Below are 21983 nucleotides of genomic sequence, written 5' to 3'. Positions count from 1 at the left end.
GGGCGCATTGACCTGCGGCTCATCGAAAGAGGAGGGCGATTGCGATGATGAAAAAGCTGTGGGGACTCATGGGCGCACTGCTGGCGCTGAATCTGTTTGCCGCCGGCGCGGCGGCCACGGAAACGCCGCAACTGGCGACAAAATGCATAGTGGTAAGAGATTCAGGGCTTTTTGAAAGCAGATTGGCCGACAAAAAGAACGCGACACTCAAGACAGGCGAGAGCAACCGCGACCCGGCTTGTGCCACCCTGGGTAGCGACGCTCGTCCGTTGGTCGGCACCGGCGACTTGGTCATAGCCGTGGACAAGGCGGCGTTCACTGCCTTGCAGACGTCGCAGGAAGCCTTGAACGGGGCATTCGTGCTGTATCTCAATGGCGTGCCCTTGCCCGACGATGCCGTGCTGATCGCCTCAGAAACGGTGGATCAATATGTCCAGCTCAGGTTCCGGATCCGCCAGGGGCCGGAAACCCAACGCCTGTGGTCCATGCTGTATGCCGACGGGGCCCTGTTTGCCCCGACGGACCTGTATGCGGCACTCGGATGGCAGTCCAGCAACGATGCCGCGCTGGCGATGATTCCATCACGTGGCCAGGCCACATCAGTGAGCATCACCACCGGAGCCAGGCTGGCGCTTGCGCTTTTGCTGGTCGTGCTGGCCATCGCCGCCATCGTATATGTCGGAAGGGCGACGGACACCCTGCGTGACGAGCCGGACTCGACGATCCCACCGTGGTGGAAGGAAGCACGCAAGCTCCGGACCAGGCTGGCGCAGTTTCCGGACGATACGACTCGGAACCAGTACCTCAAGGAATACCCCGGCTATGACGGAACCGATGTCCTGCGCTACGACGACCTGGCCAGCAAGGCACTTGCTGGGGAGCCGGTCGAGGCGGCGGACGTCGATGCCACATGCTTTGGCCTGGCGCTGCGCAAGCCCGACTGGAAACCCGTGCGCGCGTCCTTCAGCCTTAGCCGCACTCAGATGGCACTGTGGTTCACTTTCGCCGTTGCCACCGGGCTGTTCCTGTGGCTGTTGTATGGGGACCTGCGTCGGATAGATGGATCGCTGCTGGTCCTGCTCGGCATCAGTATCGGCACGGCGGGCCTGTCCTGGATCACTGACCGCAATGCCCCGAGCGGCCGCAGCTACGTGCCAAGTCGTGGGTTCTGGTACGACCTTCTAACCGGCTTCGACGAGCGCAAGCAACTGCATCGCTACCAGGCGGTGGTGGTGAATATCCTGCTGCTGGTGGTGGGAATCTTCCATGTACAGCAGCAGTTGAGCTATCCGGTGTTCGATCCGACCTGGTTGATTTTTCTGGGGATCAGCGGGACGGCTTATGGGGTGGGCAAGCAGGTGCTGGAGAGCAGGTGAGGGGTTTAGGTGCTTCACTGAGATGTATCCGCGAAGCAGTATCATTCCATCACCACCAGCATTTCTGGTAGGGGCATCCTTCTCAAATCATCCAAAGCATGCCTTCAGATATGCCCCGAGTGTGGGAATCCTCTGGAGGTGGGTAGATCTCCATGGTCTATGAAAAGGCATAAATGATCGCCTAAACAGCCTGCCCGACGAAAGCTAAAGACTCTCAGGGTAGCCGAAAAACATTTTGACTGGGCTCTAAGACGGTTATTTCAGGCCGATAAAAAAGAGTTGTGCCCCAAGCTGTGCTCCACTTGCACCGGCTGTGCTAGCGATCGTGAATGGCGATTCCTGACAGCTGTCGTGGTGGTGCACTCTGGACGTCAGAGTAGCTCCATGGCGGGATAGTCAGAAGCAGGGCGAGGCCGTGTCTTAAGGGGGCCGCTTGTCTCAGCGGTAGCTATATCCACCCTGACTGTGTGGTAACTACCCGAGTACTTCGAATAGGAGGAGAGATGGACTTAGTCCTACGGATCCAGCAGCTGAAGCGCGGATCATTGATAAACATTCGTCGATGGCTGGCTTGAACTTGCCGTTCCAGCGACGACGGCGCCGCCCTTGACAGTGATAGTGGCGAAATGCAATTTTTCGGGTCGGGTTGGATCCAGCCAGCTTCAAGGGCGGATACAAAGGAATTGTCCGTTTTAGAGGTGTCCGGGTGTGTTGCTAAATGCTTTTCTGACCGAGTACGACGAAAGCCTCGGTAATGAACTGAATATCGATCCCTTGGGGTTGCAGGTGATCTGGTCTGGATTCGGCCAGCAGATTTTCCAGAACCGAATCAGCTCCATTTCCAACGATATCCGTAATTTCACCCTGAACCTGTTCAATCACTTCTTGATCAAGAGCCTAGTCGAGGACGACTCAATTGCGCTAGGCAGCGGATTGAAGAGGGTCTACGATGGCAAACACGATCTCAGGTTCAAACATGCCTGTTTGGTGTACCTGGAAAATCTCTACGTCTACAGCGTCATCGCCCATGAAAATACCGCGGGTCTGGAAAGCACCGGCGTGCTGGGGATCAGCAAGGCGCGAAGAGGGTGGTTCGACAGTACAGGGAACCCTTCGCTCACCTTCAGCCATGTCCCGGAAGCGCAGGTACTGGCTCGGCAAACCCTGCTAGGCGTAAGCGGCCGCTACAAGACGCCGTTGGTAGAAATGGGCTTCTTCGACCGTCACTATCGCTACAACCTGCCCACGGCGACGGTACTGTGGAAAGACGCAGACGCGTTGATCAGCATCACCCCGACGCTTTCCCGCCTCTACAACCTCCTGCGTCCTCACCTGCAAGACCTGCTGGCAAACAGTCGCAGCCAGCCGAAGATAAACTTCCAGGACATACCGGCAACGCTTCCCGAGGCTCTGGTCGAGGCCTTTCCGTCATCGGCGGCGGTAGGTGCCAGAACATGCGGTTTCTGGTTGTCCACCACGGACCTGGATCGGGGTGCCCCGGGAGCCTTGTATAACGTGTTGTCTTCGCCCAAGCACGGCGACGGGGCGGTTGCGAATGTCTTTGAGGAGGCGATGAAGCAGCCGCTGCCGAAAGACGCACAGCGAAAACTCGTGCACGTGCGCTTGCTGGAACCGCTGCTCAGCGAGCTGGACCTGTTGTTCCACCTGACGCTGGCCGAGAAATCCCAGCCCGTCAAAACGGTCTGGCAGCGCTGGAAAGCCCTGGGGCGTAATGCCTCGACCCTGGCCGCCTGTGCGGCTGCCATCAAAGCCGACAGCTCCATGACGACGGTGCTTTCCACTACTGGGCAAGCACGCCTCCAGGGTTTGTTGAACGTGGCAGGCCAAGGCGACGCCGACGCACAGATGGACGCATTGTTGAGCTATCACGCGTTTATCATGGAAAACCGCGGCCAGTCGCCGTGGGTGACCCGGGCCGATAGCAAGCAGCTAAAGATCCATGTGCGGCCCCGCAGTGAGCCGACCCTTGCCGAGCGTCCGTTGGGTGGCTGGGTGCACCAGTACTACATTCCCCAGTTTCGGCACTTTCTTGCGGGCTTGCATGGGGTGGCCGCATGAAGCTGATCGGAGCCTTCAAGCAGCAACTGAAGGAAATGGGCGAACTCAAACGGGTCTGGCTGACCACGTTCAACCTCAACCTCGGTTTTGTCGAATCCCACCTGCTTCCGGCAGTGCTGAACATGGACCCGCCGCGCAACCGCATGGACTTCGAAGGCTTTCAGGCACACCTAGTGGAGAAAGATATCGACTTCCGGGTGTTCTGCGACAAGCGGATGCTGGGCGCCGACCAGTACAAGCGCACGGCCATCAACGTTCATTGTGTGTCTGCTCGCGCTCTGAATTCTTACCATGGTTTTACCGATCAGACGTTGTTTCACCCCAAGCTCATCTTTCTGGAGAGCAAGAATGGGGAGATGGTGTTGGGGGCGGGCAGCGCGAACCTGACTGTCGGCGGCTGGGGACGCAATCAGGAGGTGTTCACCTTCCAGCGCGTCTGCAGTAACGACCAATATAGGCAGATTCAGAAGTTCTTCGATGCCTTGGCCGAGCCTCTGGAACTGGAGCTCCGCTGGCGCACCCGGCCTCGCCTGGCCGAAGGGCCTGATTGGCAATTTGTGCACAGTTTCGACAAACGCACCTTCCTTGAGCATCTCATGGCACAGGACCGCATCACCTCACTGCAGATTTGGTCCCCCTACCTGGCGGCCGACGTGCCCAACTTGCTAGAGCGGCTCCAGGAGCAATCAGGTAATCCTGATTTGAAGGTGGCTCTGGTCGCGGACCGCTTAGAGGGGCGGTACTTCCGGACGCCTTGGAGTGAGGCGTTGGCGGCCTGCATAGAGACGGAAACGCTGGCGTTCCACAAAAACCCGTCTCCGCCTGATCTGCTCACCGAAATCACCCATGCCAAGGCCTGGCTGTGTCGCGCCCCCCAGGGGAGCTGCCTGGCAATCGGCTCATGGAATTTCACCCATGCCGGTACCAGCAGTTTCGAGCAGCGCAATATCGAAGCCGGTATCGTGCTGAACTTCAAGCGTGATGCAGACATGCTGGGAGCGCGCATTGACGTCACCGAAGCCGATTTTGCCAGCGAGCAGTTGTTGTCCGACGATCGTCTGGATGTGCCGGAAGAGCTGCCTTTCGACCTGCAGGTGCTCTATGACTGGAAGCGTGCCTGTTTTTCAGTATCAGGCAACTGGTGGGTAGGCAAACCCCGTGATGGTTATTGGCTGAAGTTACCGGGTGTGAGCGAACCGATTCCGCTGCAGTGGCGCACACGGCGCCATGAGGGTATGTGGTTGCTGATACCGATCAAGCAGGTGACACCCGATAACGAAGCCATGCTCGCCGACCATAGCTACGGCATTCTTCTGCGCAAGAACAGCCCTGCGGTGTTCAGGGGCATCATTGTTGAGAGCGGTCAGTCTTTCCGACGCGCACAAAGTTTCGAGTCACTGAAGGACCTGCTCGACAGTCTGTTGGCCGGAGTCGATCCGAACAGCGACACCAACACGGTGTTGCGCTCTTGCCTGCGCAATGGTGCCGGGCCGGATGAGGACCTGACAGCGCCCTCAACCGTTATCGAACAGGACGCGTTGTCTTACTTCCGGTTGTTCCACGCAGTCGAACAGTATCGCGAGCGTTTGCGTGCAGCTTCCGATACGGTCCAGCTCGAGTTGTGGGTATTCGGTCATCCGGGCTGTCTACAGGAACTGGCGGCCAAGGCACGACAGCAGATTAACGGCAGCCCGCCCAGCGTGTTCAACTGGTTCCTCGCCCAGGAGGTCAATTCTCTTCACCAACTGGCAGCCGGGCTGTACCGCAAGGCCGGCCACCGTACGGCGGGAGACGAGTTGTGGTCGACACTACAGGTGCCGACGCCACGCTTGCCGAAGGAACTGCAAAGGAAGCTGGCTTATGTTCGCCGTGTTCAGAAGGAATGTGGTTATGCGTGACACTGGTTGGGGTGGGTTGAAGCCGGAACAGGTCGCGAACTGGATCAACTTCGACGCTGGCAATGAGGCGTGGCAATACTCGCCTAACGACATCTCCATGCCCACCCGGCAAATCGAGGGTGTTGCTGGCTTGTGGAACAAGTTGTCCATGCACAATGTGGCATTGCTGGCCGACGAGGTCGGCATGGGCAAGACGTTCCAGGCATTGGGCGTCATCGCGTTGCTGTGGAAGCTGAAGCCCGACGCCAAGGTGCTGGTCATGGCTCCCCGGGAAGACATATGCCACCAGTGGGCGCGTGAGTATGCCGCGTTCCTGCGCGACCACTACAAGGGCGGTACGCACCTTACCTGCGACGGGCCTGAAAAAAGCCCGCTGCACGAGGCGCAGATTCACAAGCGGCTCCATGATCTGAGTGATGCAGTGGCGCAGGGTAGCGGGCAGTTTTACTTCACCACTATCCATTCGCTCAGCAACTTGGTTGAGCGGGAGGATAAGCAATCGGGTGATGTGTCCGTCAAAGCCCAAGAAGAGGCTGGCAGGATTCACCGTGCGCTCAAGTCATCGTTGGGGAACAAGGGCTTTGACCTGGTCGTGGTGGATGAAGCTCATTATTTCCGTAACGCCGATGGCAGCTCTCAACGCGCCAAGGCCGCACGGAAGTTCTTCGGGGAAGTAGGCGGCCGGCTCGGGCAGAAAGTCTTGTTGCTTACCGCCACGCCTAGCCATTCTTCGCTCCGGGATATAGCCTCCATTCTCGGGTATTTCATCGACCCGTCTCCTGACGGGCCACAACCTGCTCCGGATGAGTTGCTCGCCAAGTATGCATTGCGCCGTTTGCGCCTTATGCAGGGCGCTGAGGGTTACCGCAACAAATACAACTACCGCCATGAAAAGACGCTGCCGGCCAGTTTTCTGGACAATCCTGAGGCCGAGATGTTTTTTGCGTTGTACCAGAAGAAGCTGGTGCAGCAACTAGGCCAGAGGGGTAGCGGCCGCAGATTCCTGTACGGCTACCTCGAAGGGTTCGAATCTGTTGGCACGCAGCCGGGTACCGCAGCCAGCGCGACCGTATCACTGGAACAGGAACACTCTGCACAGGCATTTTCCGGTGCCCCGGATACCGGGATTCTGACTCAGCTCACTCAATTGCACCGTGAGTATTTCAAGAGCCATCCCGATCATCCCAAGTACGACACGCTGATGATCGAGTGCCAGCCTGAGGATGTCTTCGACACTCGTATGCCGTTGCATGAGCACAAGCACCTGGTATTTGTGAGGCGGATTGCTTCGGTGCGGGAGATAACCCAGCGCATGAACGCAGCCAGTGACCTGATGTTGGCGCGGCGTATCGTCCAGGCCTGGCACCCGGGAGATCCGAAGAAGTTGGTGGAGGGGTGGCGGAAGAAGAATTGGTCGCGAGCCTTCTTCATTCGATATGTCTCCCAGCAGGTGGCTGAAGAATCGGGCTACCATGATTTTCTTCAAGATGAAGATCTGACTGAGGTCCGTGATGGCTTGGGTGGCGATGAAAAGCTGGCCTCGCACATTGCTGACTTGTTCGTGGTCAAGAAACAGAGCAAAGACCGGACCACGGACTGCTCGAATTTCAGCTTGCGCTTGCGAAAGCCGGAGAGCCTGTTTTCGTTGTTGCTGGAGCCTGCAAGTGACTACCGCTGCGGCGGATATACCGGATATGACCGCAAGCGCGTGGGCGAGCGGGATCGGGACGATTACGGGGGCGCAGCGTTGCGGGCTCGTCTTGCGCTTCACGAGGAGCGCACGCGGGGAGCGGGTGAACAGTACGAAAAAACGATGCCGACTTTGTGGGGCTTGATGTATGAAGGATTGCCCGAAACTACACGCCAGCGGCTGGAAACGTGGCTGGGTCTTGGGCCGCAGGGCCGAGCTATCGCCGAGAATTTTGGCAATTATGTGAAGGTCGGTTTCCTGTTTGCCAGCCCGGTCATCATTGAACTCTACAGTTGGTTCACCGAGTTTCGTCGTAAGGATAAGGGGGGCGATGTTCAAAGTCGTTACCTGGGATTCATCAAGTCGCTGAGACCACGCCTGCACGATTCGCTGCTTCGGCAGTACTTCATTGCAGCGCTGGATTCCTTCGAGCAGATCTGTGGAAAGATCACCGCCCACGGGCTATCTGACTGGAAGAAGGACTGGCGCATCCTGACCAGCCTGCAAAGCCCTGCGTGGTACGCCAGTAGTCATTCCGGCGATCGCCGACGGTTGATTCTCGGTTTCAACAGCCCGTTTTACCCCAACGTGCTGGTGGCAACTTCGGTCTTCCAGGAGGGGGTGAACCTACACCTTCAATGCAGCAAGGTGCACCATTACGGAATTGCCTGGACACCCGGTGATAACGAGCAGCGTGTAGGGCGTGTGGACAGGCTGTTCGGTCGGGTGAACCGGCAATTGCAAGAGAAGGGCGAGGCTGAGCTCGCGATCCACTATCCCTATCTCGCCCGGTCGTTCGATCAGGAGCAATTGGCTTCATTTGTACTTCTCAAACATGCGGTTGAGGCGCGCATGGATGCCTGTCGACATACGTCGTTCAATGATGAAATCGACCTGCGCCATGTCGCGGATGACTGGGAGCGATACCTGCGAAAGCCAGTGAAGGGGATGAATTCGACGGACCCGTTTCCTGCGCGTTTCGGAACTGGGTCAGTTCCATTGGAGGCCTATGATCCGAGTGTGTGAGATTCTGCAAAGTAAATGCTGCCCCAGGCCCTGACTGGCGACTTCTGGGGGGGCTGGCTTGCCCGCGACCACAGGGTCTTGCTGAACATCGGGTCAGGTTTGGTTTTCTGTTGGAATCTACCCGGCCACCTTGATCATTTCGAATTCGTTCGTGGCATAGTGTCATTTTGAAATCAAGGTCGAGTCAGTGAATTTCAAACAGAAGCGAGACGCCTATGCATATCCAATGGTCGGCCTCTGTGGCACGTTAGCGTTGCATCGTGAGGTGGCGTTCAATACGTCTTCGAAACTCGAAGCGCATCACGCCGGGTTGATGTGCTCGGCTGTGGATGACGAGGTGTTGCTTGGGTATCTGAGTACCCTTTACTGGGGGCATTACGCAGGTGCTGCTGGGCGCACGACCGCCAATCGTGCGTTATCCAGGGTACAGTTGGCGTTGGTAGGGTCCAGCTTCGTGCGCAATGAAAAAGTCTGTCAGAGACCCGGTATCAATCACTTTGGTCGTGGCAAGGCTGTTGCCTTGATCAGAGATGCCAAGCGCCTTCTCGACGACCATCAGTATGGTGAAGCAGTGAAGCTACTTTGTGCTTTGCCACAATTGGGCTTTGCGTTTGCATCCAAAGTCGCCGCTTTCCTTGCCCCCGATACTTGTGGGGTCATTGATTCTGTCATCGCAGAAAAACATCCGAACTTCGGATTCAAATTGCGCGGAGGATATGTGAGCGATGTAAAAGAAAACGTTGCACGCTACCAAGCCTATTGCCAGGCACTTTGCATCGAGGCAGAAAAGCAGAACCAACTGGGCGAAAGCGCTTATTGGAAGGAGCGTAACGGCGAGTTGCGCGCTTGGCGTGCTGTCGATATCGAGCGTGCGTTGTATAGCCTGTGAAAAGTGGTGAGTGACCACAGCCCTTGTGGGAACAGCCAACCCCTGCAAGCCTGCAGTCACAGGCAGCCCTGGCTACTTTGCCTGCCCGCGGTGGTTGAATCAATTGCACTAGACCTCTCTGCGCCCGGCATGACCCCTGTGCTTGCGATCGAGCATGCTCTCGAAGCACATCTGCATGAGCGATTCGCAGGAGCTTTCTCGGACATCCTGGTTAAGCCGTTTTGGGTCAAATTCCACAGGATGTACTTCAAGCGACGGTACGCTTCGCTGTCAGTCTTTGAACTGAGGTGATCTGATAGCATTCAACGGCGGTAGGGAACTGTCGCAGGTGATTTTTCGAGAAGAAGATTGTTGAGCCTCAGGCTGGGGGCATCCTTTTCAAACCATCCCAAGATGTGCCCCCAATTTAGCAAACCACTGGAAGTGAGTGGAGCTCTATGGTTTGTGGAAAGGCAGAAATGATCAGCCGAACAGCCTGCCAGACGAAACCTAAAGACTCTCAGGGTCGCCAAAAAACATCTGAATCCGCGAACGCAACCAGCGCTCGCCCGGATCGTTATCCTGGGACCCGCGCCAAGCCATGTGCAGCTCGAAGCTGCGCACTGGGAGCGGTGGGTCTTCGGCGCGTACGCCACCGGCGGCGGTCAGGGCGTCGGCGGTGTAGTCGGGCACGATGGCGATGATGTCAGTGCCCGCCAGCAGCGTGCTCAAGCCATTGAACTGCGGCACGGCCAAGACCACATGGCGCTTGCGATCGAGCTTCCCCAGTTCTTCGTCGATAAAACCGCTCAAGTCACCGGCGAAGGACACCAGTGCATGGGGGCGAGCGCAGAATTCGTCCAGGGTCAGCCGTCCTGGGGCCGTGTCGGCCCGTAGCACTTTGGGCATGCTGCGCCGCAAGACTTTGCGCTTGGCGTTGGCTGGCAGATCCTCGGTGTAGCTGACACCGATGGAGATCTCACCGGACGCCAGCAAGCCCGGCATCAGGATGTAGTTGACCCGGCGCACCACCAGGACGATGCCCGGGGCTTCGGCCCGCAGGCGCTTGAGCAGCATCGGCAGCAAGGCGAACTCGGCGTCGTCCGACAAGCCGATGCGGAACACCGAGGTGCTGGTGGCTGGGTCGAATTCCGCCGCACGGCTGACCGCCGTGGAAATCGAGTCCAGGGCCGGGGAGAGCAGGGCGAAGATCTCGACTGCCCGGGCCGAAGGCTCCATGCTGCGGCCGGTGCGCACGAACAACGGGTCATCGAACAGGCTGCGCAGGCGCGACAACGCGGCGCTGATGGCCGGCTGGCCGAGAAACAGCTTCTCGGCCGCGCGGGTCACGCTGCGTTCATGCATCAGTGTTTCGAACACGATCAACAGGTTCAGGTCGACACGCCGCAGGTCATTACGATTCATCTGGGGTCCTGGCAGGTTCAGCAAGCTTGACGTCAGCGGCCATATGAGAACAATGGCCGGCATGAATCTTACGGGGAAAGGCTGGTACTCTGCACCGGCTAATTGCTTTTTCCTACAGAACGGATCCGATTTCTTGCTGCGGAATCAATGACAGGCATGTCGACTATTAATAGCCACTGATGGTCTTGGGTACAAAGCCCGGATAGAGTTCATGGCATTAGAGGTTACTTTGACGAGGTTTGCGATGTCCCGCACGATCCGTTTTCACAAGTTTGGCGGTGCCGAGGTGCTCAAATGCGAAGAGCATGCGGCGGCTCTTCCTGCTCCAGGAGAAGTGCAGGTCCGTGTCGAGGCGATCGGCATCAGTTGGTATGACACCTTGTGGCGCCAGAACCTGGCGTCGTCCCAGGCTCGCCTGCCTTCTGGCCTGGGCCATGAAATGGCCGGCGTGGTCACTGCCGTCGGCGACGGTGTCGATGATCTGGCCGTGGGCGACAAGGTCGCCAGTTTTCCTGCCGAGAGCCCGAACGATTATCCCGTGTACGGTGAAGTCATCGTGCTGCCGCGCACCGCGCTGACCCGTTATCCCGACGTGCTCAGTCCGATCGAAGCGGCGGTGCACTACACGCCGCTGTTGATCGCATATTTCGCCTACATGGACCTGGCGCGGGTCAAACCCGGGCAGTTTGCCCTGGTGACCGATGCCAGCCATTGCGCCGGCCCTTCCTTCGTGCAACTGGGCAAGGCCCTGGGTGTGCGGGTGATTGCCGCCACCAAGACGGCTGACGAGCGTGAATACTTGCTGTCGCTGGGCGCTGAGAAAGTCATCGTCACCGAAGAGCAGGACTTGCTGATGCAAATCAACAAGCTCACTGACAACCGTGGCGTCGACGTGGTGTTCGACGGCCTTGGCGGGCCGCAGATGTCGCTGCTTGGCGATGTGTTGGCGCCGCGAGGCAGCCTGGTCTTGTATGGCCTGCAGGGCGGCAACCAGACACCGTTTCCGGCTTGTGCGGCGTTCCAGAAGAACATTCAGTTCTTTGTGCACTGCATCGGCAATTTCACCGGCAAGCCGGAACTGGGTATCGTCCAGGACCAGGTGGCTTTGCAGCGGGCACTGCGTGATATCAATCAACTGACCGCCGACCGCGTGCTGCTGCCTCTCAAGACTCGGGTATTTCCATTCGCCGAGTTTGTCGAGGCTCACCGCTACATGGGCGAATGCCCTTGCCGTGAACGCGTTGCCCTCCAGGTAGTCGATCCTGCCTGATGCCTGTCTTGCGCAAGAGTCATCGCCGGGCTCTTGCGCTGCCCTCGGCCTGATCGGCCAGCCTTTCTTTTGCATGACGCCTCCCGCCAGACGGTGATGCGCTCGTGCCCGTCAAACGAGCCCTGGAATGGGCTGGCGCTGTTCGCAGCAAAGCCGAACCGAATCCGTTTGCCCGCCGACATCTGAACTGGTTTTTGTCCCTAATCTGTATCTTCTAATCATTGTTTAAGTCCTGATAATTGAACGCTGATTTCCATCTCAAGGAAGAAGTCGTGGCGCGGTATAACTTTTTCGAAGGTTTCGAGCCTTCACTGTATGTTCAAGGTGCTTCGGGCATTACTTGGTATAAGGCTGTCTATCGACTATGGGGAAAACAGGCCGAGGCAAGAGGTAAGTTGAAGTTCGGCTTGTTCTTTATTTCTCGTACTCATTGTCTGTGGGACGTTGTCGGAATTCTCCTAGGACGTACCGCTGTGTCGGCGCAAGCCAATGGTTTAGCGGCTTTCAGGGCGATTCAGAAATGGAGCGGTCCAGCCCCCAACGTGTGTATCAAATAATTACGACAAGCACAGCTTGTGCGTATTGCTAATACTCTCTGCAGTACTAGAACACTTCATCCCGATCTACACGTCGTACCGTCGCGTTGGTGCGAGTGCGACGCCGATATTCGAATTTCCAGGTAAATGGCTATGAGTGCAATTCATGAGCAGGCAATGACTCACGTGTATCAACAGGTATTGCAACGACTGTTGGGTTTTTATTCCCGGGCAGAACGTACCGCGTTGCAGCTTTTGATCCAGCGTTTAATTATCGCCGCCGGAGGAATCGAGCGGATTGGCGATTATCGCGTGCTGACGGTCCAGAACGGCAGTCGGGATGGTTTTTACGTGCTGACGGCCTTGCGAGCCGCGCAACTAAGCATCGCTGGCAGGCATCCGGTGACCTTCGACTTGCGTGTCGCCACCCCACGCCTGAGCGAGACCACCCAGTCGACCCTGGAAAACATCCATCACTGCTACAGCGCGCTGTTTGTCTACGACGATCCGCGGGTCGAGCTGCTGATGGCGGATAACCGTGAGGTGCTGCCGTTCAATCACAATCAATCGCTGTCGGTGGCCGGCCATGAAGCCTGCCGCATGGACATGCTGCTGTTGGGGCATCTTCGCTCGGCGGACAGCCCCTTGGAGGTGGGCGACGACAGTTACCTGGCGATGGCGGAGTTTTATCGGCACATGGCTCGCTGGGAATCGGGAGTGGATTCGTTGGTCAGCAGCGATACGCCGCGTCAGCAAAGACAATTCATGTCGGGCCTTCGACGGGCGGCCCGCAAAATCGGACTGGCCACCGACAACAATGGCGGTTTCGACAGTCTTTTTGCCCAACTCGATACCCTGGGCGGCGATCTCTGTCGGCAGTTCCATGGCCAGGATCGCCTTGGCGCGTGGAAGCCCGAGGGCCATTTCGAGGCTTGCCGGCGGGTAGGGCATGTCAGTATCGACGACCTGATCGTCGACCGTCCGGAAGATAGCAACTGGCCGCTGTTCAACGAATTCCTGCGGGTACAGACCGACAGCTTCATCGCTTCGGCGCCCGAAAACGAGTACGTCAGCCCACTCCTGTCGGCGCATTTGCATGGCCTGCAGGCCTGTTACCTGCAAGGGCGCAGCTACGAAGCGGGTTATGGGGATTACGTGCAACGGGCGATCATGGTCATGCATCGCAAACAACTGCCGGAGCATGCCTGCCAGCATACGCGGGAGTTGTTCGGCACGCCTTCGAGTATCCCCGAGCGCCGTGCCCAGGCGGCCATCGAAGCGCAAAGAAACCTGGGGCTCAGCGAAACGCAATTGGTCTGTATGTTGTTCGCGCCGTTCGTGGAACAAGGGGCGGGCCTAGAGCATTTCCTGCGGTGCTGCCACCCCGGCATGCTGGTGGCGATGCCGGACCTGCACAAAGCCATGCAGGGTGCGACCATTGCTGATCAGGTGGCGCAGTGGATGATCGATGTCAGCGGCCTGCCCATCGATCTGCTTGGCAAACTGTACCGATCCAGCATTGCGCTGCCGGAGCAGGACACGGCAGCAGGTATCGATTCGCAAGCCGTAGACAGTGAAGAAGCCGGGCAGGGCGCCGATGGTCTGTGCGAACGTTCGGCAAGGCACTGAGGAGCCAGGTTTGGCGGATTCAACCAGCCCGTATCCGGCGGTGGTGACCGGTGTTCCAACAGGGTCGGTTACGGCCGGTTTCTTGGGGGCGGCCTTATGAAGGGCAGCCGGGAAACAGACTTCGCCTATCAGGCGGTTTATCGATACCTGACGACCTTGATCAACGAACTGGGGGCCGATGCGCGAGTGCGCCTGCCTTCGCTGCGACAACTGGCCGAGCGTCTGGACGTGTCGATTTCTACCATCCAATACGCCTATTCGTTGCTGGAAAAGGAAGGTCGGGTCTACTCGATCGCCAAGTCCGGTTATTACGCGCTGCCGGTGCCCTGCGTTGCCAACCTGGACGGTGGTGATGATTTGCTCGAGACCCTGTACGTCAATGCACGGCGACCGGGCATGCTGGTGCTCAGTGCGGATGAACCAGCGTCGATGCAGCCACTGGACAGCCCATTGTTGCTGCTTGAGCGCGAGCTGCTGCGCCAGTATCCGCGCTCCTCCCAGGCGCCCTCGCAACCTTGGGGCGAGTTGGAGCTGCGGGCAGCGCTGGCAGCCCGCTACACCTCATCTGCAGCCCGCTGCTGGAGTGCCGACGACGTCTATATTGGCGCCGATCTGCGCGGCGTCCTGGAAATTCTCATCGCGGTGCTGGCACTGAAGGGCGCCACGGTATTGATCGAGTCGCCCAGCGACTGGAGCGTCTTGCGCCTGTTGCAGGCCGCCGAGATCCGGGTCATCGAGCTGCCGTTGCGGGCAGGCGGGGTGATCGATACCGAGCATCTGGAGCAACTGCTGGTCAGCGAAACGGTGCGTCTGGTGGTGCTGTCTTCGGTCTTGAGCATGCCAAGGGGCACGCTCATGCTTGAGCGCAACCGCCACGACGTGGCTCACCTGTTGGCGCTGCACGGCACGTGGGTGTTGGAGAACGACAGCTACACCGACCTGGCATTCGAGACTGGGGTTGCGCCTTTGCGCGATTTGCTCGACCCGGATCGGTTGATCGTCTATTCATCGTTCGAGAAAACCATTGGCCCCGAGGCGCCCTACGGCTATGTATTGTCGCGCCAGTTGACCTTGCAATTGCAGCGACATTTCCTGCTGCGCGCCTTTCGGTTGTCGCCGATCCGCCAGAAGGCCATCGCCCGCTTGTACAGCAACGGCCGGATCGATCAGCATCTGCTGGTTTTGCGGCGATTGCTGCGCGAAAGCGCGGCCTCGACAACGCAACTGCTCCGCGAGCGGCTAGGGGATAGCCTGCAATGGGTCGCGCCTGAAGGTGGCGCGACGATCTGGATGCGCCCGGCGCGCCCGGTCGACCTGCGGCGGGTTTTTCAGCGGCTGCTGGCCCAGCGAATTGTTATCGCCCCGGGAGAACTGTTCAGTATCCAGGGGTTGTATGCGCAACATATGCGCCTGACCCACGCCTTGAGCGGGTCGAATGACCTGGGCACAGCGCTCTGCGCGCTGGCCGATGCCTTGAGACTCGAGCAATCCGGGTAGGTGGGGATGGATCGAACCCATCGCGCCATGGTCGAACTGTCAGTAAACTGCATCCTATTTCCCGAGCCACTCTATCCAGAGGTTTTGCATGACAGTCAGTCCATTTGCGGGCAAGCCGGCACCGGCAGAGTTGTTGATCGATATCCCGCGACTGGTGACGGCCTATTACACCGGCCGACCCGATGCTTCGGTAGCGACCCAGCGTGTGGCGTTCGGCACCTCCGGTCACCGTGGCAGTTCCTTCGACCTGGGGTTCAACGAGTGGCACGTCCTGGCAATCAGTCAGGCGATCTGCCTGTACCGTGAGGCCCAGGGCATCAACGGACCGCTATTCGTGGGTATCGACACCCATGCGCTGTCGACCCCGGCGGGTACCAGCGCCCTGGAAGTGTTCGCGGCCAACGGCGTTACCGTGATGATCGCCGAGGGCGACGAATACACCCCGACACCCGCGATTTCCCACGCCATCCTCTGCTACAACCGTGGCCGTACTTCGGGCCTGGCGGACGGTATTGTCATCACGCCGTCCCACAACCCGCCACAAAGCGGCGGCTACAAGTACAACCCCACCAACGGCGGCCCGGCCGACACCCACATCACCAAGTGGATCGAAGCCAAGGCCAACGAGCTGCTGGCCAACCAGTTGGCCGGCGTCAAACGCATCAGCTACGAGCAGGCGCTGAAGGCCGACACCACCCACCGTCACGATTACCTCAACACTTACGTGGCGGACCTGATCAATGTCATTGATTTCGATGCCATTCGCGGTGCCGGGTTGCACTTGGGCGTCGATCCGCTGGGCGGCGCCGGAGTGCGCTACTGGCCAGCCATTGCCGAGCATTACCGGTTGGACCTGGAAGTGGTCAACACCCAAGTGGACTCGACCTTCCGCTTCATGACCGTCGACTGGGACGGGCAGATCCGCATGGACCCGTCCTCCAGCCACGCCATGCAAGGGCTGATTGGCCTGAAGGAGCGTTTTGACGTCGCTTTCGCCTGTGATCCGGACCATGACCGCCATGGCATCGTGACGCCGTCCGGTGGCTTGCTTGCGCCGAACAACTACCTGGCGGTGTCTATCGATTACCTGTTCCAGAATCGCCCGCAATGGCGCGCCGATGCCGCGGTGGGCAAGACGGTGGTCAGCAGCGGCCTGATCGATCGCGTGGCCAAGCGCCTGGGACGCCGCCTCTATGAAGTGCCGGTAGGTTTCAAGTGGTTTGCCGATGGGTTGTTCGACGGTTCCCTCGGCTTTGGTGGGGAGGAAAGCGCCGGTGCTTCGTTCTTGCGCAAGGACGGTGGCGTGTGGAGTACCGACAAGGATGGCCTGATCCCGGCATTGCTGGCCGCTGAAATGACCGCCCGTACCGGTCGCGATCCAAGCCAGGCCTACCGCGCCCTGACCGCTGAGTTGGGCGAACCGTTCTCGGTACGCGTGGATGCCAAGGCCAGTCCGCAGCAGAAGGCGTTGCTCAGCAAACTGTCGCCGGATCAGGTCGCGTCAACCGAATTGGCCGGGGAGACGATCCAAAGCATCCTCAGCCATGCGCCGGGCAACGACCAGGCCATTGGCGGCTTGAAAGTGATGACCGAAAATGGCTGGTTCGCGGCGCGTCCATCCGGGACCGAAGACATCTACAAGATCTACGCCGAAAGCTTTATTGGCGATGCGCACCTCAAGCAACTGGTGGTTGAGGCGCAGACACTGGTGGATGCTGCTATCACCGAGAAGTGACAAGCGCTTGTGGCGAGGAAATTTGTTTCCTCGCCACTGGCCCTGCAATTACTTTTCATCCATGTCGCAGAATTTTCTCGAAGTAGTGAATATAACTTATTGATTTGTCAGTGATTACTCCTGTGAGTATCCCTTCGGGAGCAAGTTGCGATGATGTCAATGTGCGACACCACTTTCACTTCATCGCCTAAATCCCTGACTTAAAAGATTTTTGGTAGAACCTGACGGAAAATCCAGACACCATAGCCGTCATGATTCAGAACACCGGAGTCTCCCAGCGTGTCGCAACACACTCCCGATCTTCCCCCCGACCTGTTGCCTCTGGCCCAGATGCCATTGTTAAAGCGCCTGGCCGCGCGTTTTTTTGGTCATGGCCTGACGCGCCTGCGCGCCCAGCACCGAGCGTCCTGGCTTCACGGCCAGGCAGATGGCTTTCGCAGTGGGCATACCGCCGGTTTTGATTATGGCTACCAAGAAGGCAGAACCGAAGGATTGGAAGAGGGTCGCCAAGTCCTGTTGATTCGCGACTCGCGCAGTACCGAGCACCCGGCCCCGAAGGTCGATGATCTGCTGTTCGACGACTGGCGCCTGCCGTTGTCCGCTGAACTGAAAAAACGCATCAAGGCAGACGTTGCTCGATTGCTGCCGGCACAGGCCCAGCCGAGTGCGGCGCAGTGGAAGATGATTTTCAGCGATACGCCAGCGACCTCGGTGGTGGCCGGAGCGGGTGCGGGCAAGTCCACGACCCTGGTGCTGCGCATTGTCCTGCTGTCTCATTACCTGGGTTTCGAGTTGGACTCGATGACCGTGGTGACCTTTACCCGCGAGTCGCGAAAGGACTTCATCCAGAAGCTGATAGAAGTGTTTGCCCTGTGGGGGCGAACCATCGGTCTCAAGGAGGCTCGCGACCTGGTGCGAACCTTCCACTCACGCATCTTGCCCATGGTCCGTAGCCTGCCCGGATTTGAGCGTCTGCAGGCCTTCGAGACCCTGAGCCATCGGGCCGGCCCGGCTGATGATGACGCTCAGGACAACCCCTTCGACTTGCGCATCAACGATGCCCAGCGCCAGCAGCTCAACGCGTGTTATCACAATCTTTACCAGCGTGATGAGCGTTTTCGCGAGCTGATCAAGCCATTGTCCCGGCATGCATTGCAGCTCAAGGAACTGGAACGCGACCACCCGGATGTGCAGAAGCGAGTGGCCGTGACTGAGCTGGCCGCCCAACGCGATGAAGCGTTATGCGATGCCGTCGAAGACCTGTGGTTTCGTGCCGGGGCCTGGCCGATTAAAGGCATCGAGCCGAAGCGCCAGCGGTTCGATATCAATGGTTCGACATTCCATTGCCACGGCTACATCCCATCCCTGGACGCCTGGGTAATCCTGGGCTTCGACCCGCGGGAAGACGCCCGCATCAGCCGCCCGGGCGCCAAGTTGAGCATTCGTGCGGAATGGGCCGTAAAGCGCACGCTGTTTCAAGCTTTCTGTCGCAAGCCACTGATATGGCTGGAAAGTTATGAAGCCTCAAAGCGTGTACTGGCATCGCTGGCCGGAGATGCCAGCGCGGGTCCCGGCTTCGATTACAAGGTCAAGGGGGAGCTCGGTTCGGCGCCCTTGCTCGATTGCTTTGTTGCCGCCGCCGGTTTTATCGAGAACCTTGGCCTGGACGTGCCGGATGCGGTGGGCCGGATGTGTTTTTCCCAGGACGACCCGGATCGCTATTTCTTCGAGGCCTTGAGCCGCTACTGGCGAGCATTCGAAGATCATTTGCTCGATCAGTCGCCACCGGTCATGACTTACAACCGGATGTTCGCGCTGTTCAGCGAGCACTCGCCGGAAAACTTCAAATTGCTCAGCGATTCACTGCTGCGCCCCTTGTCCCACTTGATGATCGACGAATTCCAGGACGTGTCGCCGCAGATTGTCTCCTGGCTTCGCGCAAGTCTTCGCGAGGTGCGCAGCCGTGGCCCGGCCATGCATGTGGGGCGCGCTGCCCAGCGCTCCTCCTTGCTGTGCGTGGGGGACGATTGGCAATCGATCTATGGCTGGCGCGGCAGTTCCCCAAGCTATTTCATGGGGTTCAACAAGCAATTTCCCTCGCCGACGAGCACCCGGGTGATGCTCACCGACAACTACCGCAGCCACCAGCACATCATTGATGCCGCCGAGCATGTCGTCCGTTCGGCAGCAGCGATTCCGGGCAAGAAGGCGAAGGCCAGTGGCAAGCCCCGCTCGCTGAGCCCAGTCAACGTATTGGATCGCGACGACGAGGGCTTGGCGCAGCGGCTGGATGAGCACTACCGCAAGGGCGATTCGATCCTAATGTTGTATCGAAAAAGTAGCGATAAGTTATTGATACAACAGCATATAAGCTCAACAGTTAATGTAGATTCCAGCTTGCCATACCAAGCACGGCGCCTCAGGCAGATGACCTATCACAGTGCCAAGGGGCTGCAGGCCGATGCGGTGTTTTTGCTCGGCGATTGCCAGCATATGACCAGTTCTCCCTACAAAAATCAGGTCTATCGCATGGCCGGGCTGGGGCAGGATGGTGATGCTGAGCCCTACGACACGGCACAGAAAGACGAAGTTCTGCGCTTGGCGTACGTGGGCATTACCCGAGCGGTGCAGCATTGCTATTGGTATGTCGATAGTCAGGACAGCCAGGGCGCTAACGTGCCCAAGGCTTCGGATCGTATTGGGGTGGGCAAGCCGTTCTTTGCTGACCAGCGCCGTGCGCGGGTATGACTCAGCCACATGGGTTACAAATCTGTTCATGCACGTAGGTAACCGGGTTGCGGGTGCTCCTACAGAATGAACGCGTTCGCTTCAGAAAAGGTCGGCTGTCAGGCCGCCTTGCTTTAGCGCAGCAACAGATATGCACCCAACCCCCCCCCAAAAAAAACGGCGCTTACCCTATGGGAAAAGCGCCGTTTCCTTAAATGAACAGCATCACACCGATGTGGGCGTCAGGAGGCAAACCGCCGCAAACCCACCGGTGGCACAAAAGCTTCCAGCTCGGCCTCCACTGCTTCGATTATGCGTTCCACATCCGGAGCGTTCATCACGGTAGCGCAGGGGATGCCTGCAATGGCGATCATGGTCTCGCCGCTTGCACGGTCAAACAATCGGGCGACCATGCTGCCTGGCGCGTCCATGCTCGCTTCAAATCCCATGGGATGGAAGTGCCAGCGCATCAGCTGGCAGGCGTTGGGGAACGTAACCTTGCTGAAAGATCCTTTATTCATATGTTGCCCGCCTTCTTCAATCAAGCGCTTCCTTTTGCTCATGTCAGGAAGGAAGAGCCATCATGGCTCTACCAGTGAGAACTAAAAGTAGCACCTGATAATGAATGTCATGTGGCTTTTTTCAGTCTGTTTTGCGATTGGTTCAGTTTTTTTGATCTGCATCACGACCTAAGCAACTGTGCTCAGAATGCCATCACCCTTCGCAGGCGGTGTCCCGCTGTTCATTCGAGGGCTCTGGCTCACGGTATTTCAAGGCAATGGCAGCTGCGAAAATCGTCAGCGCCAGGGCCGCGGCGAAGGTGATTTGCAAGCCGTCTGCCACCGCTTGCGGAGTGGCGTAAGTGATGCCATTCGTCGGTAGGGCAATCGCAAATATCGCGCCGAGCACCGAGGCACCGGTAAAGAAACCCAGGTTGCGCGACAGATTGAGCAGTCCGGCAATCACGCCGCGTCGGTGGGCGGGAACCTCCGTCATGACTGCCGTGTTGTTGGCCGTCTGGAACAACGCGTAGCCGAGGGTTGTTACCACGATAGCGGCGACATAGCCGACTACGCCAAGGGCCGGAGACATCAGCGACAGCAGCAGGCAGCCGAGCGCCATGATCGCCAGCCCGACAAGCCGCATGGGGCGCACGCCGAACCGGTCTGCCAGGCGCCCGGCAGGCATGCCGGCGAGCGCGGCAACGGAGGGTCCGGCCGCCAGTGCCAGCCCAACCAGTGCCGCAGGTAGCCCAAGGGCGATGGACAGGTAAAAAGGCCCGACCAGCAACGTCGCCATCATGACCGCCGCGACCAAGGCACTCGTGGCCAGACCCGAGACCAGCAGCCGGTCTCGAAACAAGGCCAAGGGAATCAGCGGCGAAGCAACCCGGTTCTGCGCCAGGATGAACAGCCCCGCGGTGAGGATCGCCACCAGCAACAACGCAATATTTGACCAGCCGAAGTCCCCGCGCCCCGAGGTCATGGCCAGGGCATAGGCGGCCAGTGTCGCGGCCAGCAGCAGGGTGCCTGTCACATCGAAACGGGTTTTCTCCAGCTTCGCCATCGGTTGCCGGACGGGCAATGAACGCCATGCCAGCAACAACGTCAGCCCCCCAAGGGGAAGGTTGACCAGAAACAAGGCTTGCCAGCCGAATTGAGCGATCAACACGCCGCCAAAAGAGGGCCCCAGCGCAGTGCCGACCGCCGACAGCGTGGCCAGCAAACCCATGGCGCTGCCGGTCTTTGCCTTGTCGACGGTTTCACCGACCAGAGCCATGGTCAGCGTCATCATGACCGCAGCCCCCAAGCCTTGCAGCGCCCGGCCCGCAATCAACCACCCCAGCGACGGAGCCAGGCCGCACAAGGCCGAGGCGAGCGTGAACAGGATAATCCCGACCAACAGCAGCGGCTGACGCCCGAGCATGTCTGCGAGACGCCCGACGCTGACAATCAACGTGGTGATCGCCAGCAAATAGGCCAGCACCACCCATTGGACCTGCTGGAAAGAGGCATCGAAAGCTTGGGTCAGGGCGGGTAAGCCCACGGTGGCGACACTGGCGCCCAGGGACGCCAGTAGCGTCGAGAGCGAAAGGCTGGCTAGCGCCCAGCGTGCTGAAAAGACCCGTTGCTCGCCGATTGCTTTCGGCAGGTGTTGTTGCGTATCGGCTGGCTTCATCATGTCCTCTTTCTCTGCGGCGCCCGAGCGGGGCTATCAGAACGTTACG

Annotated in this window: 14 protein-coding genes; 11 read left to right on the top strand and 3 right to left on the bottom strand. The window is 58.8% G+C overall.

Annotated elements, in window-relative coordinates; genetic code table 11:
• Nucleotides 1-44: 44 nt before the first annotated feature.
• From EPZ47_RS15270 to EPZ47_RS15250, 5 genes are all read left to right on the top strand, one after another.
• Complete coding sequence (locus EPZ47_RS15270; protein ID WP_074750349.1) at nucleotides 45-1376, top strand: hypothetical protein; 1332 nt, start codon at nucleotides 45-47, stop codon at nucleotides 1374-1376.
• 708 nt (nucleotides 1377-2084) lie between these two features.
• Entirely contained in the window at nucleotides 2085-3455 is a 1371-nt protein-coding gene (locus EPZ47_RS15265; protein WP_135845553.1) for a hypothetical protein, read from the top strand.
• Entirely contained in the window at nucleotides 3452-5353 is a 1902-nt protein-coding gene (locus EPZ47_RS15260) for a phospholipase D-like domain-containing protein (RefSeq protein ID WP_135845552.1), read from the top strand. The genes EPZ47_RS15265 and EPZ47_RS15260 overlap by 4 nt, the downstream gene beginning before the upstream one ends.
• Nucleotides 5346-8069 carry a DEAD/DEAH box helicase gene (locus EPZ47_RS15255; protein WP_135845551.1) on the top strand — a complete coding sequence of 908 codons (2724 nt, stop codon included), beginning with the start codon at nucleotides 5346-5348 and terminating at the stop codon, nucleotides 8067-8069. Before EPZ47_RS15260 ends, EPZ47_RS15255 begins: the two co-directional genes overlap by 8 nt.
• 187 nt (nucleotides 8070-8256) lie before the next feature.
• On the top strand, nucleotides 8257-8958 hold the full coding sequence (locus tag EPZ47_RS15250; protein ID WP_135845550.1) for a hypothetical protein: 702 nt from the start codon (nucleotides 8257-8259) through the stop codon (nucleotides 8956-8958).
• A 489-nt stretch (nucleotides 8959-9447) separates the two neighbouring features.
• Here the strand turns inward: EPZ47_RS15250 and EPZ47_RS15245 are convergent, their stop codons facing one another.
• Nucleotides 9448-10362: a LysR family transcriptional regulator gene (locus EPZ47_RS15245; protein WP_135845549.1), complete on the bottom strand. Its 915-nt coding sequence runs from the start codon at nucleotides 10360-10362 to the stop codon at nucleotides 9448-9450.
• 244 nt (nucleotides 10363-10606) lie between these two features.
• Here EPZ47_RS15245 and EPZ47_RS15240 point away from each other — a divergent pair, with 244 nt between their 5' ends.
• The 6 genes from EPZ47_RS15240 to EPZ47_RS15215 all read left to right on the top strand — a co-directional run bounded on the left by EPZ47_RS15240 (nucleotide 10607) and on the right by EPZ47_RS15215 (nucleotide 19777).
• On the top strand, nucleotides 10607-11632 hold the full coding sequence (locus tag EPZ47_RS15240; protein WP_135845548.1) for a zinc-dependent alcohol dehydrogenase family protein: 1026 nt from the start codon (nucleotides 10607-10609) through the stop codon (nucleotides 11630-11632).
• 239 nt (nucleotides 11633-11871) lie between these two features.
• Nucleotides 11872-12189: a hypothetical protein gene (locus EPZ47_RS15235; protein ID WP_135845547.1), complete on the top strand. Its 318-nt coding sequence runs from the start codon at nucleotides 11872-11874 to the stop codon at nucleotides 12187-12189.
• 132 nt (nucleotides 12190-12321) lie between these two features.
• The gene (locus EPZ47_RS15230; RefSeq protein ID WP_135845546.1) at nucleotides 12322-13797 is read left to right on the top strand and encodes a hypothetical protein; all 1476 of its coding nucleotides are present in this window, start codon (nucleotides 12322-12324) and stop codon (nucleotides 13795-13797) included.
• A 96-nt stretch (nucleotides 13798-13893) separates the two neighbouring features.
• Nucleotides 13894-15294: an aminotransferase-like domain-containing protein gene (locus tag EPZ47_RS15225; protein WP_135845545.1), complete on the top strand. Its 1401-nt coding sequence runs from the start codon at nucleotides 13894-13896 to the stop codon at nucleotides 15292-15294.
• An 88-nt stretch (nucleotides 15295-15382) separates the two neighbouring features.
• Nucleotides 15383-17029 (top strand): phosphoglucomutase (alpha-D-glucose-1,6-bisphosphate-dependent), encoded by a 1647-nt coding sequence (gene pgm / locus EPZ47_RS15220; RefSeq protein WP_135845544.1) that lies wholly within the window; start codon nucleotides 15383-15385, stop codon nucleotides 17027-17029.
• A gap of 279 nt (nucleotides 17030-17308) precedes the next feature.
• Nucleotides 17309-19777 carry a UvrD-helicase domain-containing protein gene (locus EPZ47_RS15215; RefSeq protein ID WP_135845543.1) on the top strand — a complete coding sequence of 823 codons (2469 nt, stop codon included), beginning with the start codon at nucleotides 17309-17311 and terminating at the stop codon, nucleotides 19775-19777.
• Between the two features lie 221 nt (nucleotides 19778-19998).
• Here the strand turns inward: EPZ47_RS15215 and EPZ47_RS15210 are convergent, their stop codons facing one another.
• Entirely contained in the window at nucleotides 19999-20277 is a 279-nt protein-coding gene (locus tag EPZ47_RS15210) for a DUF1652 domain-containing protein (protein ID WP_003201764.1), read from the bottom strand.
• Nucleotides 20278-20470: 193 nt separating this feature from the next.
• Nucleotides 20471-21934 (bottom strand): MFS transporter, encoded by a 1464-nt coding sequence (locus EPZ47_RS15205; RefSeq protein ID WP_135847998.1) that lies wholly within the window; start codon nucleotides 21932-21934, stop codon nucleotides 20471-20473.
• Nucleotides 21935-21983 lie beyond the last annotated feature (49 nt).

The sequence above is a fragment of the Pseudomonas viciae genome (genome assembly GCF_004786035.1).
GTDB lineage: Bacteria > Pseudomonadota > Gammaproteobacteria > Pseudomonadales > Pseudomonadaceae > Aquipseudomonas > Aquipseudomonas viciae.
This window is presented reverse-complemented; position numbering and strand designations above follow the sequence as displayed.

Coding starts and splice junctions, on each gene's coding strand:
- EPZ47_RS15270 (WP_074750349.1), top strand. CDS start 45: ATGATGAAAAAGCTGTGGGGACTCATGGGCGCACTGCTGGCGCTGAAT.
- EPZ47_RS15260 (WP_135845552.1), top strand. CDS start 3,452: ATGAAGCTGATCGGAGCCTTCAAGCAGCAACTGAAGGAAATGGGCGAA.
- EPZ47_RS15255 (WP_135845551.1), top strand. CDS start 5,346: ATGCGTGACACTGGTTGGGGTGGGTTGAAGCCGGAACAGGTCGCGAAC.
- EPZ47_RS15245 (WP_135845549.1), bottom strand. CDS start 10,362: ATGAATCGTAATGACCTGCGGCGTGTCGACCTGAACCTGTTGATCGTG.
- EPZ47_RS15240 (WP_135845548.1), top strand. CDS start 10,607: ATGTCCCGCACGATCCGTTTTCACAAGTTTGGCGGTGCCGAGGTGCTC.
- EPZ47_RS15230 (WP_135845546.1), top strand. CDS start 12,322: ATGAGTGCAATTCATGAGCAGGCAATGACTCACGTGTATCAACAGGTA.
- EPZ47_RS15225 (WP_135845545.1), top strand. CDS start 13,894: ATGAAGGGCAGCCGGGAAACAGACTTCGCCTATCAGGCGGTTTATCGA.
- pgm (WP_135845544.1), top strand. CDS start 15,383: ATGACAGTCAGTCCATTTGCGGGCAAGCCGGCACCGGCAGAGTTGTTG.
- EPZ47_RS15210 (WP_003201764.1), bottom strand. CDS start 20,277: ATGAATAAAGGATCTTTCAGCAAGGTTACGTTCCCCAACGCCTGCCAG.
- EPZ47_RS15205 (WP_135847998.1), bottom strand. CDS start 21,934: ATGAAGCCAGCCGATACGCAACAACACCTGCCGAAAGCAATCGGCGAG.